The sequence below is a fragment of the Alistipes intestinihominis genome, assembly GCF_040095975.1.
Lineage (GTDB): Bacteria > Bacteroidota > Bacteroidia > Bacteroidales > Rikenellaceae > Alistipes > Alistipes senegalensis.
Genome location: NZ_JBBMFL010000008.1, coordinates 22,943 through 44,762, shown reverse-complemented (window position 1 = coordinate 44,762; position 21,820 = coordinate 22,943). Strand labels below are relative to the sequence as shown.

The following is a 21,820-nucleotide window of genomic DNA, read 5'->3' as shown; positions in this document are numbered from 1 at the left end:
CGCCGTCATTTCAGATAGGATTCGATCGTATGCAACAGCGAACGGTAGTGCAGCCGGGTCTGCGGATCGGGATGGTTCCGCTGTCCCTCCAGCAAACGCCGGATCTTCAGCACGCAGTCATAGGCGAGTCCCTCCATCGGCCGCTCTTCGTAAAACAGCGGCATGGGATCGTCATACCCCGCCACAGGTCCCGGACAACCTGCCGAAGCGTTCGGCAGCAGGGACCGGTCCGTGCGGAACGCCTCCGGAACCTCCATCCGCCGCATGGCCGCAAGGCTCTTGGAATTTCCCTCTTCACGCAATGCGGCCACCTTGCCGAGCGTCTCCAGGAAAAGACGCTGCCGCTTGATCTGCGAGAGATTCAACGCCTTCCGGCGAAGGGTCGGAGCCCAGATCCGGTCGTAAATCAACGACATGCACGCTTCGGGCGTGAAGGCGTCGTTCTCGGCCAGCGCAGCCGAAAGCCCCACTTTCGAGGGCGACGCCACGACGGCTTTCATCACAGCCTCGCACACGGCGTCCGCGGCCGAGGCCACCAGCCCCAGATTGCCCGTCACACTCCGGTCGTCCAGCCACTCCATGTCGTCGAGCTGTCCCAACAGGAATTCCAACGCCCGAACCTGACGCTCGCGGGGAACGCTCCGGTAATGTTCGACCGAGTCTCCGACGTGTTTCTCATACAGATACACTCCGCCCACGTCTGCATAGACATGGTTCAGATAGGTGAAATACTGGTTGACGATTCCGTTGTAGATGGTCTTGCGGTAGCTGTAATCCCGGTCGTCGGATTCGGTCCAGGCATTGAGGTGCGAAAGCACGTATTTCAGATTGGAGATGCCGTATTCGGAAGCCTTGACGTGATCGTCGCCCAGATCCTCGGAGAGGGATCGGGGGTCAAGCGGCTCGGAGAACTGCTGCTTGCCGTAGCGCAGGGCCGGATCGGCCGACGCCTCGCGCAGCCATTGCGAGGTGATCGCATACTCCGCCTCGGGGCTCCCGGCGAAAAGCGGCGTATAGTTCCATTTCACCAGAAACCGGTCGTAAACCCCGAACCGCGGAGGCGTCATCCGCACGCCGCGCTCGAAATCGCCCGGCTGGGCGACATAGTTGAAACGGGCGTAATCCATGATCGACGGGGTCGTTCCCGTCTCGCGGGTGAAAGAGGGGCTCCGCAGCGAATCCACGGGGATCACGGAAGATGCGCCCATGTTGTGCATGAAGCCCAGGCAATGCCCGATCTCGTGCGAAAGCACATACCGCAGGGCGTCGCCGATGATCTCCTGAGGAATCTGCTTCTGCCGCACGCGCGGATCGGCCGGCGAGGTCTGTATGAAAAGCCAGTTGTTGATCAGCTCGATCACATCGTGATAAAGATAGACCGAGGCGCTGACGATCTCGCCGCTGCGCGGATCGGTCCACGAGGGGCCCATAGCATTCTGAATCGTCACCGGGGCATACCGCACGCACGAATATTTGAGGTTGTCGGGGTCGAATTCGGGATCGTCCTCGGGAAAAAGCCGCGCCTGGACGGCATTGCGGAAACCGATCTGCTCGAAAAGTTCGCTCCACTGATTCACCCCTTCGATGACGTACGGAAGCCACGTGCGGGGAAAATTACGGTCGATGTAAAAGACGATCGGCTTGACCGGGTCCACCAATTCCCCGCGCCGGTAGGCTTCGATGTCCGAGGGCTCCAGCCGCCAGCGGTTGGCATACCATATCGGACGGGCCCCCTGGGTCGTGGGAGAATAGAGCATCTTGCCCGTCGGAAAAACGGCGATGCGGCTGTCGGTGATCCGGGGGCTGACGGGAAGACTGTCGAGCAGCAGGATGGAACGTGTGGCAGCGATCGTAACCGGCACATCCCGCAGCCCGCGCTCCGAGATCGTCACCCGGTAATTCAGACTGCTGCTGACCGAAACGTTATCCGAAAAGGACTTGATTCCGGTCACGTAGGACTTCTCCTTTTCGAACGACTCCTTGCGTTTGAGGCGTCCCGAAAGCGTGTGCTGGCTGTATTTGTCGAAAGGCGACAGCCGCTCGTCATCGCTGACAAACAGATTCGTGGCGTCCACGACCACCGCTGAGCTGTCGGGCGTAAAGGTCTCGATCTTGAACAACCGGTAAATAGCGCCGATATTGCTCGTTGCGAGCGCCCGCCCTATTTCAGCATGATCCGGGAGGGGGGGGAGACAGTCCGCTCCGAAATCAGCCGCATGGCGATCCGGTCTCCCGCACGCGTGAATGCGAAATGAAGCGGATCTTTCGGCTTGGAGCCCACGATTCCGTGACCGTTGTCGCTGGTAGCCGAGATGGTCGTTCCGAGCAGCATGCTCCGGTCCATCAGCCGGAGCGGAATCTCGAAATAGACCCGTCCTTTCATCTCATGCAGCGTGAAAAGGCCCCGGGCTATGCGGTGTTCCTCCTTGAAGAATTTGTCGTATGCCGAACTTTTCGTGGTGTCACGCTGTTCGGCGGGCGCCTTGCGGCTGCGTTTTCCACAAAGTCCGAACGCCTGCTGCGAGCCGCATAACGACAAGACCACAAGCAAAAAAAGGGGCGAAATTGTCCGAACGTAAAACTTCATCATTCAAACAGGGTTAGAACAAGCAGATTAACCAAAGAAATACCGACAAAATTCCCGAAGAGAGCCCTTTCTCGCTATCGAAAGGAGCCATCCTCCACGAGGAACCTAACAAACCTCTACAAAGATATAAAAAATTTATCGGAAAACAAACCGGAAACGAGTTTTTCGCACGGGTTGTCGTTCGCGTCGCAGGCAAAGACCGACCGACCCTATATATATAAGACAGGGCCGTAACTTTTTCAAGCTACGACCCTGTCTGAAAATCCGCGGCAGATGCCGCCGCAACCGCCGGAAACTACTTCCAGAGATCGCGGGGATATTTCCCGTCGGCGATCATCTTCTCGATGGCGGCCATCAGCGCCGGTTTGTCCTCCTTGTAGGTGACGCCGTGCCACTGGGCGGCCGAACGCAGCACGCGGAGCGTCGCCGTGCCGTCGCCGATCAGCTTGTTGACCATCGTCGGGATGTAGAACTCCGACTTGAGATTCTCGTGATTCTCGGCGTACCACTGCGCGAAGTACTCCTTCGAATAGGCGAAGAAATCGGGCGTGAACCCGAAGAGGTTCATCGAAACCGGCGTATCCTCGGCCAATTCCTCGTCTGCGCCACCGTCGTGGAAGACGATCCGGCCGTCGGGCATGCGCTCGATCTGCGTGCGCTCGACCATCGACGTGAGGTCGCCCTTCGGATCGACGCCGCAGACGCCGCGCGAAACCGTACCGTTCTCCGAAAGAGTCCGGTTCAGGTCGTAGGCGACCATGCAATAGCTGTTTTTCGAATCGCCGAGTTTCGAGAGGTACTCGCCGATGGTCTTGTAAGCCTCGGCGCCGTAGAAGTCGTCGGCGTTGATCACGGCGAACGGCTCGTGAACGGCATCGGCGGCCATCATCACAGCGTGGTTCGTACCCCACGGCTTCACGCGGCCTTCGGGAACCGTCAGTCCCTCGGGGAGGTAGTCCAGCTCCTGAAAGACGAAATCGACGGCGATGCGCCCGCCGAAGCGGTCGGCCGAAAAGACTTCGCGGAACTCCTTTTCAAAAGAGTGGCGGATGACGAAAACCACCTTGCCGAAACCGGCGCGGATGGCGTCGTAGACCGAATAGTCGATGATGGCTTCGTTGTTGGGACCGACGCCGTCCATCTGTTTGAGCGATCCGTAGCGGGAGCCCATGCCCGCCGCCAGGACCAAGAGTGTAGGTTTGACCATACTTTTTTATGTGTTTGTGACGTTTAGGTTCAAAGCATCTGCAAAGGTAAAAATTTTCAAGGCGATGCCAAAGGTTTTTTGGAATTTTGGCTACCTTTGTCAGACGTAACCCCGAAAAAACGTTCCCGGAAAATGAAATTTCTGAAGAGAATACGGGCGTGGTGGCGCGGGCTGTTCCGCAAACGCCGCTTCAGCATGCTCAACGCCACGGACAATTCCGAGGAGTGGCACATACACCTTTCGCCCGCGAGCGTCTTCGCCGGGCTGGTGGCGTTCGTCCTGCTGCTGTTCATCCTCACGCTGTCGCTGGTGGCTTACAGCCCCGTGCTGGAGTTCCTGCCCGGATACCGCACCGAGGCCGACCGCTCGCGCGAAAGCCTGCAGCAAAACATCATCCGACTCGACTCGATGGAGCGCATGATGAACGACATGATGACCTACAACCGCAACATCGCCCTCATCATGGAGGGACGCACCCCCGTGGCGCGGACGCTGGCCGCGTCGGATTCGTCGCGCATCAGCAAGGTGCTGGTGATGCCCTCGCCCGAGGATTCGCTGCTGAGGGCCCAGATGGAGGGCGACGGGGAGTATGCCATCGCCCCGCGCAGCGAGGGGTCGCGCCGCAAGATCCGCGAGGCCATCGAACTGGCGACGCCCGTCGAAGGGATCATCACCGGGCGTTTCGACATCAAACAGGGGAATTTCGGCGTGAAGATCGCGGCGGCGGCCGGCGACCGCATCGCGGCCATCGACAACGGAACGGTCGTGCAGAGCCTCTGGGCCCCGGAGGCGGGCTACACGGTGGTCCTGCAACACGCCGGGAACCTGATTTCGATCTACAAGAATCTTTCGCAGTCGCTCGTGTCGGTGGGACAGACCATCCGCTCGGGCGAGCTGATCGGATACAACGCCGAAGCCGAGAACGGCGAGGTGAAACTCTTCGAATTCGAACTCTGGAACAACGGCAAGCCCGTGGACCCGGAGGGATACATCGTCTTCTGACAAACGCATGAAACAACGACTTGCCATACTGGGTTCGACCGGTTCGATCGGCGTGCAGACGCTCGACATCGTTCGCGAGAACCCCGACCGCTTCGAAGCCCGCATCCTCACGGCAAACCGCAACTGGGAAAAACTCGCGCAGCAAGCCCGGGAATTCGACACCGACACGGTGGTGATCGCCGACAAGAGCCATTACGCCGCCCTGAGCGAAGCACTTGCGGACACCGACACGAAGGTTTACGCCGGAGAGGAGGCCGTGGCGCAGGTCGCCGGAGGCGGAGACACCGAAGTGGTGGTCAACGCCTTGGTGGGCTATGCGGGGCTGGCGCCCACGGTGGCCGCCATCGAGGCGGGCAAGAAGCTCGCGCTGGCCAACAAGGAGTCGCTGGTGGTGGGCGGCGCCTGCGTGATGCCGCTGGCGCGCGAACGGAAAGCCCCGGTGATCCCGATCGACTCGGAGCACTCGGCCATCTTCCAATGCCTCGTGGGCGAACGCGCCCCGGTCCGAAGGCTGATCGTCACGTGCAGCGGCGGCGCGTTCCGCGACCTCGCGGCCGAAGAGCTGGCGAACGTCACGGTGGAACAGGCGCTGCGCCATCCCCAATGGGACATGGGCGCGAAGATCACGATCGACTCTTCGACGCTCGTGAACAAGGGGTTCGAGGTGATCGAAGCCCACTGGCTCTTCGGAACCCCGGCCGAGCGGATCTCGGTGCTGCTCCATCCCCAGTCGATCGTGCACTCGATGGTCGAATTCGAAGACGGGGCGATCAAGGCCCAGTTGGGAACGCCCGACATGCGCATGCCGATCAGCTTCGCGCTGATGTTCCCCGACCGGGCGAACCGTCCGGGCGAGCGGTTCAACTTCCTGAACCATCCGCAGCTGACCTTCGCCGAGGTGGACCGCGCGAAATATCCGGCGCTGGACATCGCCTACGACTGCCTGCGGCGCGGCGGCACGGCGGCCTGCACGATGAACGGGGCGAACGAAGTGGCGGTGGCCGCATTCCTCGCCCGCAAGTGCGCGTGGCTCGACATCGTGCGCGCCATCCGTCATGCGCTGGAACGCGCGTCGTTCATCGCCTCGCCCACTCTGGCCGACTATGCCGAAGCGAACGCCGAAGCCCGTGCGCTGGCGGCGGAATTTCTGAAACTGTAACCACTTTCCGACAATGGATATTCTAACCAAGATCATTCAATTCTTCCTCTGTTTCACCATCCTCGTAGGCATTCACGAGCTGGGACACTACATCATGGCGCGGGTCTTCAAAATCCGCGTCGATAAGTTCTACATCTTCTTCGACCTGGGATTCTCGCTCTTCAAGTTCCGCCGCGGACACACCGAATACGGTTTAGGCTGGCTGCCGCTGGGCGGATACTGCAAGATCGCCGGCATGATCGACGAGTCGATGGACAAGGAGTATCAGAAACAACCCCCGCAGCCCTGGGAGTTCCGGTCGAAACCCGCCTGGCAGCGTTTTCTGGTGATGATCGCCGGCGTGGTGATGAACGTCGTGCTGGCCGTGGCCATCTACATCGGCGTCTGCTACACCTGGGGCGACAGCTATTTCTCGAACGAGGATGCCAAATGGGGCTACAACTTCAACGAAGCGGGCCACAGCCTCGGATTCCGCGACGGGGACCGGCTGGTGAGCATCGACGGCGAGGCGGTGGAGAACCCGATGGTGTTCCTCAACTCGCTGCTGATCACCGAGGGCGACCGCCGCGTGGTCGTGGAGCGCGACGGAGAGCAGGTGGAACTGACACTCCCGCTCGCCGAACTGATCGCCATGCGTCAGAACAAGGGCTATGAAAAACTCCTCGTCCAGCGCATGCCTTTCCTGATCGACAGCGTCGTGGCGCCGACTGCCGCCCGGCTGCGGAAAGGCGACGAGATCGTCGCTATGGAGAGTCGGCGCACGGCGGACCGTTACGAAAAGATGGACTACCGCGACTACAAAGCCTATCTGCAACTCCATGCCGGCGACACGGTGCGGCTGACTGTCCTGCGCGACGGCGGAACGTTGGAACTTCCCGTTCCCGTCTCCGCCGAGGGAACGATCGGCGTGATCGTGCAAAACCCCTACACGCTCCGCACGCAGACGTACACCTTCTGGGAGTCGATTCCGGCGGGTTTCCGCAAGGCCGGCGACATGATCTCCTCCTACTGGGAGCAGCTGAAGATGATCGTACAGCCCAAGACCAAGATGTACGAGGAACTGGGCGGATTCATCGCCATCGGCAGCATCTTCCCCTCGTCGTGGGACTGGCAGGATTTCTGGCTGAAAACCGCCTTTCTGTCGATCATCCTCGCCGTGATGAACATCCTGCCGATCCCGGGGCTCGACGGCGGACACGCTATCTTCACCTTCTGGGAGATGGTGACGGGCCGCAAGGTCAGCGACAAAGTGTTGGAAGGCGCGCAGTACATCGGGCTTATCATCATCCTGTTCCTGCTGCTCTACGCCAACGGAAACGACATATACCGGTTCTTCATCAAATAGCGGCAGGGACGCCGAACAGTCGGAACGGCCCGGATCTTTTGATCCGGGCCGTTCCGGCATATCGGGGAGGCCCGAAAATCGCAGCGTTTTGCAATTTTTTTTGTAATTTATCCAAAAAGCAAGTATATTTGACCGCAGGAGTAAGCTGCGCCCGCAGCGAAGGTTAGTTTAACGAGAGACGAAGAAACCATGAATAAGGACGGAACATACAACGGCCCGAAGGCTCTTGTATTCCGCAATTCGGAGGGGGGGGGAAACGTCCCCGAATTCTTCCGGAACTATTATCCCATGTTCGTCTCTTTCGCCCGCAACTTCGTCCAGAGCCGCGAGGTATGTGAAGACCTCGTGCAAGAGGCTTTCGTAGCCCTGCTCGAACAGGGATGCACGTTCGACAACGAATACCTGGCCAAGGGATTCCTCTACAAAACCTTGCGCAACAAATGCCTTAACCATCTGCGTCACGAGCAGATACGCAACCGCTACGCCGAAATGCAGGCGGCGCACTACAAACGTGAGCGCAACGAGAAAAAGAGCGAAGAGTTCTTCATCGACGCCATCATGCGCGAAGAGTCGTCGCTGATCATCTCGCAGGCGATCGAAGGACTGCCGGAGATGGGCCGTCAGGTGCTCAACATGTCCGTCGAAGGACTCTCCAACCAGGAGATCGCCGACGTGCTCGGCATCTCGATCAACACCGTGCGCACGCACAAATCACGCGCCTACAAAGTCCTGAGGATCGTGCTTTCCAACCAATGGATGCTCTTCTGATCCGCTGAAATCCGGCTCCGAAGTTACGATTTAACACGCCTCTAACCGATGCAAAAATAAGTTTTTACATTTTTTTCGCATCGCATGTCATCCGTTCCCGCTTCCGAAGTGTTATAATAACAGTGTTAGTCGGGAATATCATATCATTCATCAAGGCAGGTGTGCTGCTGGGACGTTTTTTCGTATCGAAAACCTCCCCGCACGAGCGCGAACAGCTCAAACTGCGTCTCCGGGAGCTGAAAGGCGAGGAAAAAGCCCGCATCGTCGGAAAGATACTCGACGCCGAAGAACTGGAACGCCGCCGGGTGATCCGCTCCGAATGCGACGTGGAGCGGGCCTGGGAGCAGGTGCAGCGCCGGATGGAAGAGCGCAGGGACCGGCGGCGCCTGAAACGCTACGCGCTGATGCTGCAAAGCGCCGCGAGCCTTGCGGCAGCGGTACTGATCGCCTACGGCGTCATCTACTATACGCACATCGGACGCCAGAAACGGGTGATGGCGCAGATCGCGCAGATCAAACCCGAAGGACAGCACGCGGTGCTCTATTTCGCCGACGGTGCGAGCATCGACCTCGGGCTGCGGGATTCGCTGGCGCTCCGGACCGAAACGGGCGTAGACGTGGAGCTAACCGGAGAGAACAGTCTCGCCTACAAGTCCCGGCACGAACCGAAAAAGGAGCTTCCCGAAGAGTACAACACGCTGGTCACGCCCCGCGGCAGCGAATACAGCCTCACGCTGGCCGACGGCACGCGGGTATGGTTGAACGCCGCCTCACGCCTGCGGTTCTTCACCTCGGACCAGGGCCGCGAACGCCGCGTATGGCTCGAAGGCGAAGCCTATTTCGAGGTGGCTCACGACGCCCGGCGGCCTTTCATCGTCGAATCGGGCAGCCAAAGCATCCGGGTGCTGGGAACGCGCTTCAACATCAACACCTATGAAGGCGACCGCGCCATATACACCACGCTGGTGGAGGGTTCGGTGGCCATCAGCCCGCTCGCAGGCGGAGACGCCGTGACGCTCGAACCCGGACAGCAGGCCGAATACAGCCGCCGGAAAGGCGGCGCGATCGCCGTGAAAGCGGTCGATACGTCGCTGGCGACAGCCTGGATGAGCGGAACTTTCATTTTCGAACACGCCTCGGTCACCGAGATCATGGAGAGCCTTTCGCGCTGGTACGACTTCGAATTCGAGGTATCGCCCCTGCTCGACGGACTTCGGTTCAGCGGCCAGTTCCCACGGTGCGAGAACCTCGACAAAATACTCACCATCATCGCATCGACCGGAACGGGCATGCAGATAAACTACGACGGAACGAAGATCACGCTGAGATAGAAAACACCCATTCAAACCACTCGAATTATGACGAAACCTTTACAAACAAACGAACGGAAACTTCCGGGAGGGACTTCCGCGGTGCGCCTGCTGCGGCCGCTGGCATTCCCGACAGTCGTTTCGGTCATGTTATCCATGAGCCCATCCCCGGCGTTTGGACAAGGCAACACCCCCGGACACGAAGAATTTGTCCGCGACAACTGCCGCACGGAGTCCGCAGCCACGGCCGAAGCCCGCTATTCGGGCGAAGAGCTGCGCAGACTCCACCCCACCGACCTCATGAGAGCCCTGCAACTGATCGACCCGTCGATCTGCGGCACCGACCCCGACGAACGATACGGTTCCGATCCCAATGCGGTTCCCGCCGCGATGAGCCTCCAGGGCGTGAAATCGTTCGCCTGGGGATTGAGTTCCGCCGATGCCCGGCCGCTGGTCATCGTTGACGGCCACAGCGAATCGTTCGACCGGCTGAAAGATTTCGACATCCAGCGCATCGAAAGCGTCGCGCTGCTCAAAAACGCCACGGCGACGGCCTTGTACGGCGTGAGGGCCGGGCAGGGAGTGATCGTCATCACGACGAGGATCCCGGAGACCCACCCCCTGCGGCTGACCTATCATTTCGACGGCACGTTCCAGCGTGCCGGCATGCGTGCGTTCGACCTGATGGATGCCGGACAGAAACTCGACTGGGAAAAACGCATGGGCGCCTACGAAGGCAACAACGCACTCTACCAACAGCGCATGGCGGACGTAAAGGCCAACGGTTCGACCGACTGGCTGGAGATGCCCCTCCGGACCTCGTTCTCGCACCGCCACCGCGTCACGGTTGACGGCGGCGACAGCAGCCTGCGTTACCGCGGGGTGCTCTACATGAACCCCGTGAAGGGTGTGATGAAGGGCTCGAAGCGCACGATGTACGGCGCATCGGCCTTCATCGGCTACACGACGCGCAAACTGGAAATCTCGAACGAACTGAGCGTGGACATGGCCGACGCCGCGGAATCGACCTACGGGTCGATGTACGAATGGGCGCGGATGAATCCCTACTACGCATCGGCCGACGAGCGCGGCGTACCCTACGACATACTGGGCGAAGGGACTTTCAGCGAGCAATGGTCGCCGCTCTACGAAACCTCGCTCAACAGTTTCGCCGAAAACAAGATCGCACGCGTGAACAACAACCTCACCCTGCGCTGGAAGATCGACGAACATTTCAGCGTGGCAGGCCAGTTCAACCTTACGCACGACTACGACAAGCGTTCGGAATTCACCTCCCCGCAGTCGCTCGTCTACAAGGATTACGGCATCGACGAAATCGACCAGAAAGGCAGCTACCGCATCCTCCGCAACCGGCTGGAAAGCTATCAGGAAAAGGTGTGGGCCGACTACCGTCTCGAACGCGGGCACCACGCCCTGCGCGCCACGCTCGGCATGGAGGTCTACTCGGCGACGATGACCGACGACGCATTCCGCGGCGTGGGCATGTCGAGCGACCACATGGACTACATCTCTTTCGCACAACGATACGCCGCGGAGCGCCCCGAGGGCACCAAGACCTACGAGCGCGTGCTGAGCGGCTACGGTGCAGTGTCGTGGAGCCTGGACCGGACGCTTTTCATCGACCTCGCGGGCCGCGTGGACAAATCCTCGATGCTCGCACCCGACAAACGCACGGCGGGCTCCTACTCCCTGACAGCGGCTTACGATCTGAAAAAAGCCCTGCTGGAAAACTCGGAGCTGATCGGCCGGCTGATGCTGACGGCCGGATACGGCAGCACGGCGGGATACCAGTTCGACTACGCATTCGCCAACCCGCTCTACGCCTACGACATCGGCAACCCCTACCTCAACGGCATGGGGACATACAGGACCGGGCTCGATTACAGCAAGGGCCTCGTGACCTTCTACAACATGAACGTCTGCAACCCGGCTCTGAAATGGAAGACGACGCGCAACGTCAACGTCGGCGTCAGCGGCCGCATCAGCACGGTGGACATCGCGGTGAAATACTATAACTCCCTGTCGAAAAACCTGCTGACGCTCGAAGAGCAGAACATCGCCTTCGGATCGGGCTACCGCTATGCCAACAGCGGCGCGATCCGCAATTCGGGCGTGGAATTCTCGGTGGCGGCAGGCGTCCTGCGCGACCGCAACGGCCTCGACCTGACGCTCTTCGCCAAAGGCGTCGTCAACCGGAGCCGGATCACCGAACTGCCCGACTATTCGGCCGCAGCGTTCAACGCGTCCAACTTCGAGAACGGAAACCATTACGGCATGTCCGAGGGCGATGCCGCCGACGGCATCTACGCCCTGCGCTCGGCAGGCATCGACCCGGAGACCGGACGCGAACAGTTCTACCTGCGCGACGGATCGGTGTCGTTCGACCCGACCGCCGCAGACATGGAGTATCAGGGCAGCATGACCCCGAAGCTGCGCGGTACGTTCGGCGCGACGGCCGCCTATCGCAACTTCGATTTCGCGGCGGTCTTCTCCTATTCGCTGGGCGGCAAGTTCTACGACCTCTACACCCAGCGGGCGGTGGATCTGGCCGGATACTCGGACAACGTTCCGACGGCCGCCGCGGACAAATGGAGCCCCTCAAACCAAAACGCCGTCTACCAGGGCGTCGGCAACGCCTCGGAATACGCCTCGTCGCGGTTCGTGTCGAAGCGCAACACCCTTTCGCTCGCGTCGCTGCGCATCGGATACGCATTTCCGAAACGGATCGCCTCGGCGATGCGCATGCAGGCGCTGAAAGTGAGCCTCACGTGCGATGATCTCTGGTATTCGTCGTCGGTGAAGAGCCCCCGCAGCCTCTACTATCCCTATGCAACGAGCTTCATCCTTTCGCTTCAAGCAACCTTCTAAAAACGCGAACACATGAAAAAAATCATATACACCGCGCTCCTGCTCCTCGTCACCGTATCGTGCGACAAATGGTTCGAGGCAGAACCCAAGGGAGGAGGCCAGTCCGGCGCCAAGGTCTTCGACAACGAAGCCTCTTTCCGCGACTACATGAACGGCATCTATACCGGACTCCGTTCGGAGGAACTCTACGGTTCGAACCTCACGCTGGGAGGCGTGGAATTCCTCGCCCAGAGCTTCGTCCCCGACAAAGGAGCCGAAGCATGGACCAAACTGGATTTCAGCAGCGAAATGGGACAGAATGTCTCCCGGGAGGCTTATGCCAAGCTCTACGCCGCCATCTACCAGTGCAACGACATTCTCGAACTCTTCGCCGAAAAGAAAGACGTGGATTTCATCGCCGGATCGCGCGAAATGATGGTCGCCGAGGCCCGGGGGCTGCGGGCATTCCTGCATTTCGAACTCCTGCGGCTTTACAGCCCCGCCTATGCGGCGGACAACGCCGCGTCGAACATCCTCTGGGTGGAGGGCACGCAGCCCGAAGGCGTGCGGATGACCACGGCACAGCTGACCGACAAGATCATCGCGGAGCTGGAGGCCGCAGCCGCCGAGCTCGCCGAATACGACCCCGTCGTCACCGGCGTGAGCTACGACGAAATGTCGCTCCTGGGGGCCTCGCCCATCGACCGCGTCTGGAAACTCAACTACTACGGCTGTCTGGCAGCCGAAGCCCGCGCGCTGATGAGCCGCGGCACGGCAGATGATTTCGGCAAGGCATACGGACTGCTGACGAAGATCATCGGCGAAGGCGGATATGCTTTCGTGCGAACCGTTTCGGGAACCGACTACGAATTCTCGACGGAGTTCATCTTCGCGCTGCCCTCGCCCGAAACGGGATTCTGCGCCCTCTCGGAAGAGCTCTTCGCGCCCGTTCCCGACGGCCGGGGCGTGACCCTCTCGGCACGGCTCGACATCAATGACCTGCACGCCGACGACCGTCGCCGCAACTGGTTCGACGCCGACAACACGATGCGCACGAAATTCGCCCCGACGAGCAAGATCGACAAATGGAAAACCACACCGGCAATCCCGGTGATCAAGATCGGCGAGGTGTACCTCATGGCCGCGGAAGCTGCCGCCAAATCGGACCGGCTCCCCGCGGGTATCGGACTGTTCAACGACTTCATGGTCCAACGTAACAGCGAATCGCTGAAGCTGCCCGAAACAGCTACGCAGGATCAGCTGATGGAGGCCATCGACAAACAGTACCGGTACGAATTCCTGGGCGAAGGCGTGCGCTATCACTTCTGCAAACGCCTCAATCAGACGATAACAGCCTACGACGGCTCGCAGATAACCGAGATCGGCAAAAAGGCATTCCCCATTGTCAAATAACCTAAGATCAAGCAGATGAACAACATCACGAAACATACCGTCCCGGCACCCCGCAACGCACGGTCTCTCAGGCTGCTGCGGATGTGCCTGCTGCTGACCCTCCTGGCTTGCATCCCCGCCGGAGCGCTCCGTGCGCAGGAGGCCAAAGTCTCGTTCCGGTTACAGGAAAAACCGCTCTCGACCCTGCTGACCGAAATCCAGAAGCAAACCGGATACAAAATATTTTACAGCGACAACAGCGTCGATGTATCGCGCAAAGTAAACGTCTCGGCAAGGCAGGTGCCCGTGAACAAGGTGCTCGAAAGCATCCTTCCCAAGCTGGGCCTCACCTACCAATTCATCAACAATACCATCGTACTGTCGCAGGACCCCAAAGCCGCAGCGACACAAGGAAGTTCGGTAATGGCCAAAGCCGTCCCGGTGCGCACAGTATCGGGCGTGGTCCGGGACGAAGCGGGCAAGCCGATCGTCGGCGTATCGGTCATCTCGGTCAAAGACCGGCAGCGCGGAACCTCGACAGCCGCAGACGGAACATTCTCGTTCCGCGTGCCGGCCGATGAAACGCACATCACCGTCTCGATGATCGGCATGAAAACCCAGACGCTGCCCGTCGGCAACGGAACGCTGAACGTCACGATGAAATCCGACGTTATCGAATCCGAAGCGCTCGTAATCACGGGTTATGTGCCCAAGGCCAAGAACAGCTTCACGGGTACGGCGACGCAGGTGAAGGGTGCCGATCTGGTGAAGGTCAACCCGACCAACATGTTGCAGGCGTTGCAGGTGTACGACCCCTCGTTCGTGATCTCGGACATCACCGGCGAATTCGGATCGAACCCCAACTACATTCCCGACCGCATCGAGATCCGCGGCGCGAACAGTATGCCCGACATCTCGGAAAACACGCTCCAAACCTACACCTCGCTGCCGATCTTCATCCTCGACGGATTCCAGGTCGAAGTGGAAAAGGTCTACAACCTCGACATCAACCGCGTCGAGAACGTCACCATCCTCAAAGACGCCGCAGCCTCGTCGATCTACGGATCGCGCGCGGCGAACGGCGTGGTCGTCATCACGACCAAAATGCCCCAGAAAGGCAGCATACAGATCTCCTACACGCTCAACACCAGCATCGAGACCCCCGACCTCTCGTCGTACAACCTGATGAACTCGAAAGAGCTGGTGCAGTACTACGAAAAGATGGATGTCTTCTCGGGAGGCTCGACCACCATCGGCAGCGTGGACCCCGAACGGCGCAACCTGCTGACGATGCTCAAAATGGAGGCCGCCAACGGCGTGGACACCTACTGGCTCGCACAACCGCTCCGCACCTCGTTCAAGCACGACCATTCGCTCTTCCTCGAAGGCGGAACCGACGTTGGCAAACCGGGCAAGGATCACACGCTGCGTTACCAGATCAACCTCAACGGCAATTTTTCGGACGGCGTGATGATCGGCTCGCAGCGCAACACCTACGGCGGCGGCGCGAAACTGATCTACGACACCCGGAAGCTGCAACTGACCAGCGACCTGCAAGTGGGATTCACCGACACGAAGGATTCGCCCTACGGCAACTTCTCGACCTACACCCAGCTGCTCCCGATCTTCCGTATCAAGGACAGCAACGGAGACTATTTCCCGACCCTTTCGGCGAACAACATCCCGCTCTACGAGAACTTTCCCTGGACCGGCATCGGCTCCGATGTCCTCGGTTCCCAGATCAACCCGCTCTACGAGGTCAACAACCTGAACAACTTCTCGCGCGGCAACAACCTCAGCCTGACGTATCAGCTGGGCGCCAACTGGGAGATCGTCAAGGATCTGCGCCTGCGGGCGTCGTTCACTTACGACCGGATGGAAAGCATGACGGAGAAATACGTTTCGCCGTTCAGTTCGGCGATCACCGACGGACTCGAAAACAACTCCGTCGAACAGCTCTACCGCCGCGGCTCCTACGACAAGCAGAACACGACGACATCGAAATACTACGGCATGGTCAACCTCTCCTACCTGAAAAGTTTCGGACGGCACACCGTGCAGGCCGTACTCGGCGGCGAGATCAAAGAGGACAACGCCGAAAGCGACAGCTATTCGGTGACGGGATTCCTCAACAACTCGCAGACCTATCCTTCGGACGGCGCACAATATCCGCTTTCGGGACGCCCCACCGGTTCGAGCAGTATCGTCCGCACGGCGGGCGCCTTCGCAACGGTCAACTACTCGTTCGACAACCGCTACATGCTCGACGGAAGCTACCGCGTGGACGGATCGTCGAACTTCGCCAGCAAACAGCGCGTGTCGTCGTTCTGGGCCGTGGGCGTGCGGTGGAATCTCATGAACGAGAAATTCATGAACCGCAAGATCTTCGACAACCTCGCCCTGAAAGCCAACATCGGCACCACCGGCAACTCGAACTTCGTGCTGAGCCAGATCCTCAACATGTACAAGTACCTGACGATGTACGACGGAATCACGGGCGCCGAGCTCATGTCGCTGGCCAACCCCGACCTCAAATGGCAGACGACGCTCAAACGCAACATCGGCGTCGAACTGGGGTTCCTGCAAAACCGGATCAACCTGGAGTTCAACTACTATTCGAACACCACGGACAACAACATCACCCGGGTCGATATTCTGCCCTCGACGGGATTCTCGTCCTACACGGCCAATCAGGGCGACGTAAGCAACAAGGGTTTCGACTTCAATCTCTCGGTAACGCCCGTACGCACCAAGGAATGGCAGCTGAACCTCTTCGTGAACGGACAGCACAACCGCAACAAACTGACGAATCTCTCGGAAGCCCTCAAAGACTACAACAAGCAGATCATGGAGCAGCAGACGACGACCGACAAGACCAAAATCGAGAACGTCTTCCTGTTCGAGGAGGGCAAATCGCTCACGGCGATCTACGCCGTGCCGTCGGCCGGCATCGACCCCGGCACGGGTCAGGAGATATTCATCACCAAGGACGGCAAGCGCACCTTCACGTGGAACTCGGCGGATCAGGTGGTCGTGGGCGACACGGAGCCCGACCTGAGAGGTTATTTCGGCGTGAATCTCAGCTACAAGCGCTGGTCGCTGAACACCAGTTTCGAATACTCGTTCGGCGGCGAGATGTACAACCAGACGCTCGTGGACCGCATCGAGAACACCTCGATGAACAACTCGGTCAACCGGGTGGCCTACAACATGGACCGCCGGGCCCTCTACGACCGCTGGTCGGAGCCGGGACAGAGCGCCAAGTACCGCGGCATCAACGTCTCGGGAAAAACCTACGCCAGCTCGCGTTTCGTACAGAAGAACAACTACCTGCGGATGAACTCGATACGCATCATGTACAACCTCAACAGCCCCGACAAGCGGCTGCTGGGCATGTCGATGCTCCGTATCGCGCTCTCGGCCAACGACCTGTTCTACTCCTCGACGATCCGGCAGGAGCGCGGACTTTCGTATCCCTTCGCACGGACGTTCACGCTCAGTCTTCAAGCTAACTTCTAAAAACAGATTTCCATGAAAATAAGATATATCGCAACCCTGCTGCTGCTGGCCGTCGGCGCCGTATCGTGCAAAGACTGGCTCGACGTATATCCCCGTTCGGAGATCACTTCGAACAAGGTTTTCGAGAACGAAGACGGTTTCTACTCCGCGCTTGCGGGCCTCTACATCAAGATGGCCGACGACAAGCTCTACGGATTCGACCTCACGTGCGGATACCTCGATCTGATGGGAGGCGCCGTGTATATGGGCGCAGGCAACATGGTCACCTATCAGGCAAACAATTACTATGCAGACCCGACTTACGGCCCCATGGTCGCAGCACTGCAATTCCCCGCATTCAACTACACGCGCGGAGGCATCCGGACAGAAAAGACCGATGCCACGCTGGAAACGATCTGGACGAAGATGTACAACACCATCACCAACGCCAACCTGCTGCTTCAGGAGCTCAAAACCACCGACGTAGCGTTCGAAACGGGTGTCAAGGAACTGTTGACGAGCGAAGCGCTGGCCGTGAGGGCTTACCTGCATCTCGACCTCGTGCGGCTGTTCCAGCCTCCCTATCTGTCGGAGCAGGGCAGGACGGCCAAACGCATCCCCTACATGGAGACGCTCGATGCTCTGAAATTCGTTCCCTCATCGACGACCGACGAGATTCTGGACAAGGTAGACGCCGATCTGGCCCATGCCGCCGAGATCATGAAGGACAACGATCCCATCAGCTCGGACAAGAGTTACCATACGCTGATGTTCACCACCAACCGCCAGTACAAGCTGAACTATTACGCCGTGAAACTGCTCCAGGCACGGTCGTTCCTTTACCGCGGCAAGGACAAAGAGGCCTATGAAGCGGCCAAGGAGGTCATCGACAACGCCGCGGGAGCCGGCGTCCACTTCATCACCGAAGCCGAGCGCAGCCGTGTCGATAGTTACGGAACTCCCGTGGACCGCAGCTGCCCGATGGAAAATCTCTTCGCCGTGCTCACGGACGATCTGGACAAAAACATGCGCGACGCACTCAATATGAGCGGAACACGACTCGGTGCAATGGCCCGCTTCAATTCGAACAAATGGCTGAGCGCAACTTCCGGACTGACGCCCGGGGCCTTCTTTTCCGCAGAAAGCGACATCCGCATCAACCTTTGGAAACGGACGGTCTACCCCTCGGGCATGGTCGGCAAATACATCCGCGAATCGAGTACGGCAGAGGACGTGGCGCTCTATCCGAAGCAGGCCGTGACGCTGCTCAAATTGGGCGAAGCCTATCTGATCGCCGCGGAAGCGGCCATCACGGCAGTCAGCCCGAGCGAAGGTCTGAGCATCCTCCGACAACTCCAAGACGCACGAAAAGGCGGCATATACGACACGACCGACGGTCTGAAAGAAGAGATCCTGCTCGAATACCGCCGCGAGACGCTCGGCGAGGGACAGCTCTTCTACGCCTACAAACGGCGAAACGAACCGCGTCTGACCACGCTGTTCCAGACGCCGGACATGGCCTACTACTTCACAATGGACGACAACAAGTACACACCCGACATTCCCGACAAGGAATACAACGCGGGCCGAACCTATTAAGCGATGAAAACCATGAAAAAACACATCATATCCGTTCTGGCGATCGTCCTCTGCCTTACGGCTTGCAGCAAAGAAGACATTATGATTTACAACCCGGATCGCCCCTCGCTGAATTTCGTCAAATCCTACTTCATGCCCGGGCTGAATCTGAGCGGCAACGAACTCGATACGCTGAAACTCGTCGCGGTGTTCTACGCCGGACAGGAGCAGGCCGATTTCAAACTTCCGATACGCCTCTCCGGTCCCATCGCGGACCACGACCGGCCGTATTCGATACGTGTATCGGCCGAAAAGAGCTACGGCGACCTGGTGGAAGGCGTGCATTTCACACTTCCGGAAAAGCAAATCCTGCATGCGGGGCAATATGCCGATTCGGCCGTCGTCCATGCGAACATCGCCAAACTCCGCACCGACAAGGCTTCGGGCACGCTGGTCTTCGAACTCGTCCCGGGAGCGGATTTCACCGTCGGACTGGACAACTACCAGAGCATCGGTCTGGAAGTATCCGGCGAAGGATTCACCACGCAGCCGGATTTCTGGAACAGAAACAAACTGGACGACTACGGAGGGATCTACTCTTCCGTCAAAGCCGAAAAATACGTCGAGCTGAACGGAGTAACCTCCGACAGCTGGGTGGAAAACAACAAGGCCAAACTCTACGCCTACGGAAAACGCACCTACGAATGGTTCCGCGACAACCCCACTTACGACAACGGAGAGCGGGTGATGTTCATAGGAACGATCAATTACGAATAAAGACGAACGACCATGAAAACATTCAAATACCTGACGGTTATTCTGGCGGCCGCCCTCGCGGCAACGGGCTGCTACGACGACGAGGGAAGCTATTACACCGGCTCGTGGACCGAAATCGCCGCAGTGGAAGGCATGAGCATACCCGGCACCGAAACAGCCTACTTTCTCAACCTGGTCGAAGATGAAACGCTGAGCATAAATCCCACGGTTCGTTTCAATCCGGGAGCGGACACTTCGCAATTCGCTTATCATTGGGTCATGGGCGGCGACACCATCGCGTCGGGACTCAAACTGGACTGGACGGTGACCCGTACGGCAAAAATGGAATTCAACGACTCGGGAGAGACCTCTTTTTGGCTGGCCATCGACAACAGGGAATCAGGCGAGAACTGGCTCTATTACCTCCAAAATGAAAGCGGCACTATTCTGAGAGTGAAAATTTCCCAAACGATAACACCGAAAATCGGGGTCTTCGTCTATGAAAAGGAGGACGGAACCGTCGAATGGGGTTCGGTCAAAGGTACGAACGCTTCGACCCCGGAGGCATTCACGACACTCTATACCGACCTCTACGCCCGTTACAACGCCCCGCGCGAGATCGGAGGCTCCGTAACCGGAGCTACCTTCACCGGATCGAAACTCATCGTCTACACCGACCATGCCCCGGATTACGGCGTGATCGTGGAGACATCGGAATCGGGCAGCTACCCGATGGGCTTCCACGTGGGTTCGATCAGCAACGAAGTGTTCCAGGGTACGCCCGACGGGAAGATCGAGGGACAGGGATTTTACAAAGGATGCATGCAGGAAATACTAATCGGCAGTTCACTCTTCATCGCTCCGAGCAATGAAGAGTATCAGGTGATCCTGCCCGGCGCCGAACCCTCGCAGGACAACGTAGCGCAGATCATGGGTGCGAATCCCTATGGAAATCGGATGCATTTCTCGATACAGCGCATGACTTCGGGCGAACTCTGGTATTACCGCTACGACTCCAACCGGGGGTATCTGCGCCAGATACTGCCGGATGAGAGCGGCGATGCGGCGCTCAAAGCCGACCGGATCATCGGCGTATTCCGCCAGCCGACGTTCATCGACAAGCAGATCAAGATGTTCGTGGCCGTGAAATCGGGCGCCGCCTACCAGCTCTACACCTACACGTATGAGCAGAAGGCCAGCGGCAGCGACATCATCACCTGCGTTGGCAAGAAAGACATCACCTCCTGGGCCGGGGGCATGAGCGACGACTGCAAAATGTTCACCAACGGCGTCGAAGTTCCGCTCAACTACCTCTACATCGCCAAGGGCAACGACCTCTGGCGCACGAGCTACGAGTCGCAGGCCGACCCGAAGGCGGTGAAGAGTTTTCCGGCTCCGATCACGGCCGCCGAGGTGGTCATCTCCACCCCGAACACCATCAGCGAAAACACCAAAGAGCTATACACGGCGATATTCACATACGATACGAGTACCAAATCCTCGAAAATGTATGTGCTGGACGCCCGGACCGACGACCTGAAAGCCTACTCCGAGGTGGAAACCACGATCCCGGGCAAGGTGGTCCGCTACCTGGCCAACCAGTAAACACCCGAAACGAGGGGATTATTTCCGACGGCCCTGCACGGGACTGCCGGAAATAATCCTTATCTTTCGAAGACGATTCGCCTATGCAAACCATGAAAAAAATCCTGTTCGTCCTGCTGTTCCTCACCGTCGCGCCCGGATTCGCGCAGGAGACCTTCCGGCTCGAAACCGGCGATCTGCTCTTTCAGGTCAATGGCCGGAGCGCCTACACCGACGCCATCAAGAACGTCACTTCGGGCATCGGACAGTTGGAATTCTCGCACGTGGGCGTCGCTTACGTGGAGAACGGGGAGACCTATGTGCTCGAAGCCGTGCCCTACGGGGTCGTCAAAAGCAGACTGGACAAATTCTTCCGCAACTCCCAGCTGATCGACGGCAAACCGGTCGTGGTGGTCGGCAGACTGAAACCCCGGCTGCAAAAGAACATCCCGGCAGCCATCGAACGAATCAAGAAGCTGCTGGGAAAACGCTACGACTATGTTTTCAACCCCGACGACGACACCTATTATTGCAGCGAACTGATCTATGTCTCCTACCTCCGCCCCGACGGAAAACCGATCTTCCGGATGAAGCCCATGACTTTCCGCGACAAGACGACGGGCGAAACGAGCCCCCTGTGGATCGAACATTTCAAACGCTTCAAATGCGACATCCCCGAGGGCGTGCCGGGCACCAATCCGGGCGACATGTCCCGCTCGAAAGCCATCCGCATCGTTCACCGCTATTTCTGAAACAATTAACCATC

15 protein-coding genes are annotated in these 21,820 nt (G+C 58.9%); 12 read left to right on the top strand and 3 right to left on the bottom strand.

What is annotated here, in order from left to right; all coding sequences use genetic code 11:
- Positions 1–5 precede the first annotated feature (5 nt).
- From WMO46_RS08200 to WMO46_RS08190, 3 genes are all read right to left on the bottom strand, one after another.
- Complete coding sequence (locus WMO46_RS08200) at positions 6–2,120, bottom strand: zinc-dependent metalloprotease (protein WP_349094171.1); 2,115 nt, start codon at positions 2,118–2,120, stop codon at positions 6–8.
- A 41-nt stretch (positions 2,121–2,161) separates the two neighbouring features.
- Positions 2,162–2,590, bottom strand: a complete 429-nt coding sequence (locus tag WMO46_RS08195) for a DUF5118 domain-containing protein (protein WP_349094170.1) — start codon at positions 2,588–2,590, stop codon at positions 2,162–2,164.
- Between the two features lie 292 nt (positions 2,591–2,882).
- On the bottom strand, positions 2,883–3,794 hold the full coding sequence (locus WMO46_RS08190; RefSeq protein ID WP_019150667.1) for a nucleotidyltransferase family protein: 912 nt from the start codon (positions 3,792–3,794) through the stop codon (positions 2,883–2,885).
- A gap of 132 nt (positions 3,795–3,926) precedes the next feature.
- Between WMO46_RS08190 and WMO46_RS08185 the strand changes: the two genes are divergently transcribed.
- From WMO46_RS08185 to WMO46_RS08130, 12 genes are all read left to right on the top strand, one after another.
- The gene (locus WMO46_RS08185; protein WP_349094169.1) at positions 3,927–4,796 is read left to right on the top strand and encodes a murein hydrolase activator EnvC family protein; all 870 of its coding nucleotides are present in this window, start codon (positions 3,927–3,929) and stop codon (positions 4,794–4,796) included.
- A gap of 7 nt (positions 4,797–4,803) precedes the next feature.
- A complete protein-coding gene (locus tag WMO46_RS08180; RefSeq protein ID WP_129651940.1) occupies positions 4,804–5,955 on the top strand; it encodes a 1-deoxy-D-xylulose-5-phosphate reductoisomerase in 1,152 nt (383 codons plus the stop codon).
- A gap of 13 nt (positions 5,956–5,968) precedes the next feature.
- Positions 5,969–7,300, top strand: coding sequence for an RIP metalloprotease RseP (rseP, locus tag WMO46_RS08175; protein ID WP_129651939.1), 1,332 nt, complete (start codon positions 5,969–5,971; stop codon positions 7,298–7,300).
- A gap of 189 nt (positions 7,301–7,489) precedes the next feature.
- Positions 7,490–8,068 (top strand): RNA polymerase sigma-70 factor, encoded by a 579-nt coding sequence (locus WMO46_RS08170; RefSeq protein WP_242493226.1) that lies wholly within the window; start codon positions 7,490–7,492, stop codon positions 8,066–8,068.
- A gap of 122 nt (positions 8,069–8,190) precedes the next feature.
- Positions 8,191–9,399: a FecR family protein gene (locus WMO46_RS08165; protein ID WP_349094168.1), complete on the top strand. Its 1,209-nt coding sequence runs from the start codon at positions 8,191–8,193 to the stop codon at positions 9,397–9,399.
- A 27-nt stretch (positions 9,400–9,426) separates the two neighbouring features.
- The gene (locus WMO46_RS08160; protein WP_349094167.1) at positions 9,427–12,267 is read left to right on the top strand and encodes a TonB-dependent receptor plug domain-containing protein; all 2,841 of its coding nucleotides are present in this window, start codon (positions 9,427–9,429) and stop codon (positions 12,265–12,267) included.
- Positions 12,268–12,279: 12 nt separating this feature from the next.
- The gene (locus WMO46_RS08155) at positions 12,280–13,659 is read left to right on the top strand and encodes a RagB/SusD family nutrient uptake outer membrane protein (RefSeq protein WP_349094166.1); all 1,380 of its coding nucleotides are present in this window, start codon (positions 12,280–12,282) and stop codon (positions 13,657–13,659) included.
- A 15-nt stretch (positions 13,660–13,674) separates the two neighbouring features.
- On the top strand, positions 13,675–17,157 hold the full coding sequence (locus WMO46_RS08150; protein ID WP_349094165.1) for a SusC/RagA family TonB-linked outer membrane protein: 3,483 nt from the start codon (positions 13,675–13,677) through the stop codon (positions 17,155–17,157).
- Between the two features lie 12 nt (positions 17,158–17,169).
- Positions 17,170–18,735 (top strand): RagB/SusD family nutrient uptake outer membrane protein, encoded by a 1,566-nt coding sequence (locus tag WMO46_RS08145; protein WP_349094164.1) that lies wholly within the window; start codon positions 17,170–17,172, stop codon positions 18,733–18,735.
- A gap of 12 nt (positions 18,736–18,747) precedes the next feature.
- Entirely contained in the window at positions 18,748–19,491 is a 744-nt protein-coding gene (locus tag WMO46_RS08140) for a DUF4843 domain-containing protein (RefSeq protein ID WP_281717854.1), read from the top strand.
- A gap of 12 nt (positions 19,492–19,503) precedes the next feature.
- Positions 19,504–21,075, top strand: a complete 1,572-nt coding sequence (locus WMO46_RS08135; RefSeq protein WP_349094163.1) for a hypothetical protein — start codon at positions 19,504–19,506, stop codon at positions 21,073–21,075.
- Between the two features lie 92 nt (positions 21,076–21,167).
- Positions 21,168–21,806, top strand: coding sequence for a YiiX/YebB-like N1pC/P60 family cysteine hydrolase (locus WMO46_RS08130; RefSeq protein WP_129651931.1), 639 nt, complete (start codon positions 21,168–21,170; stop codon positions 21,804–21,806).
- Positions 21,807–21,820: the final 14 nt, after the last annotated feature.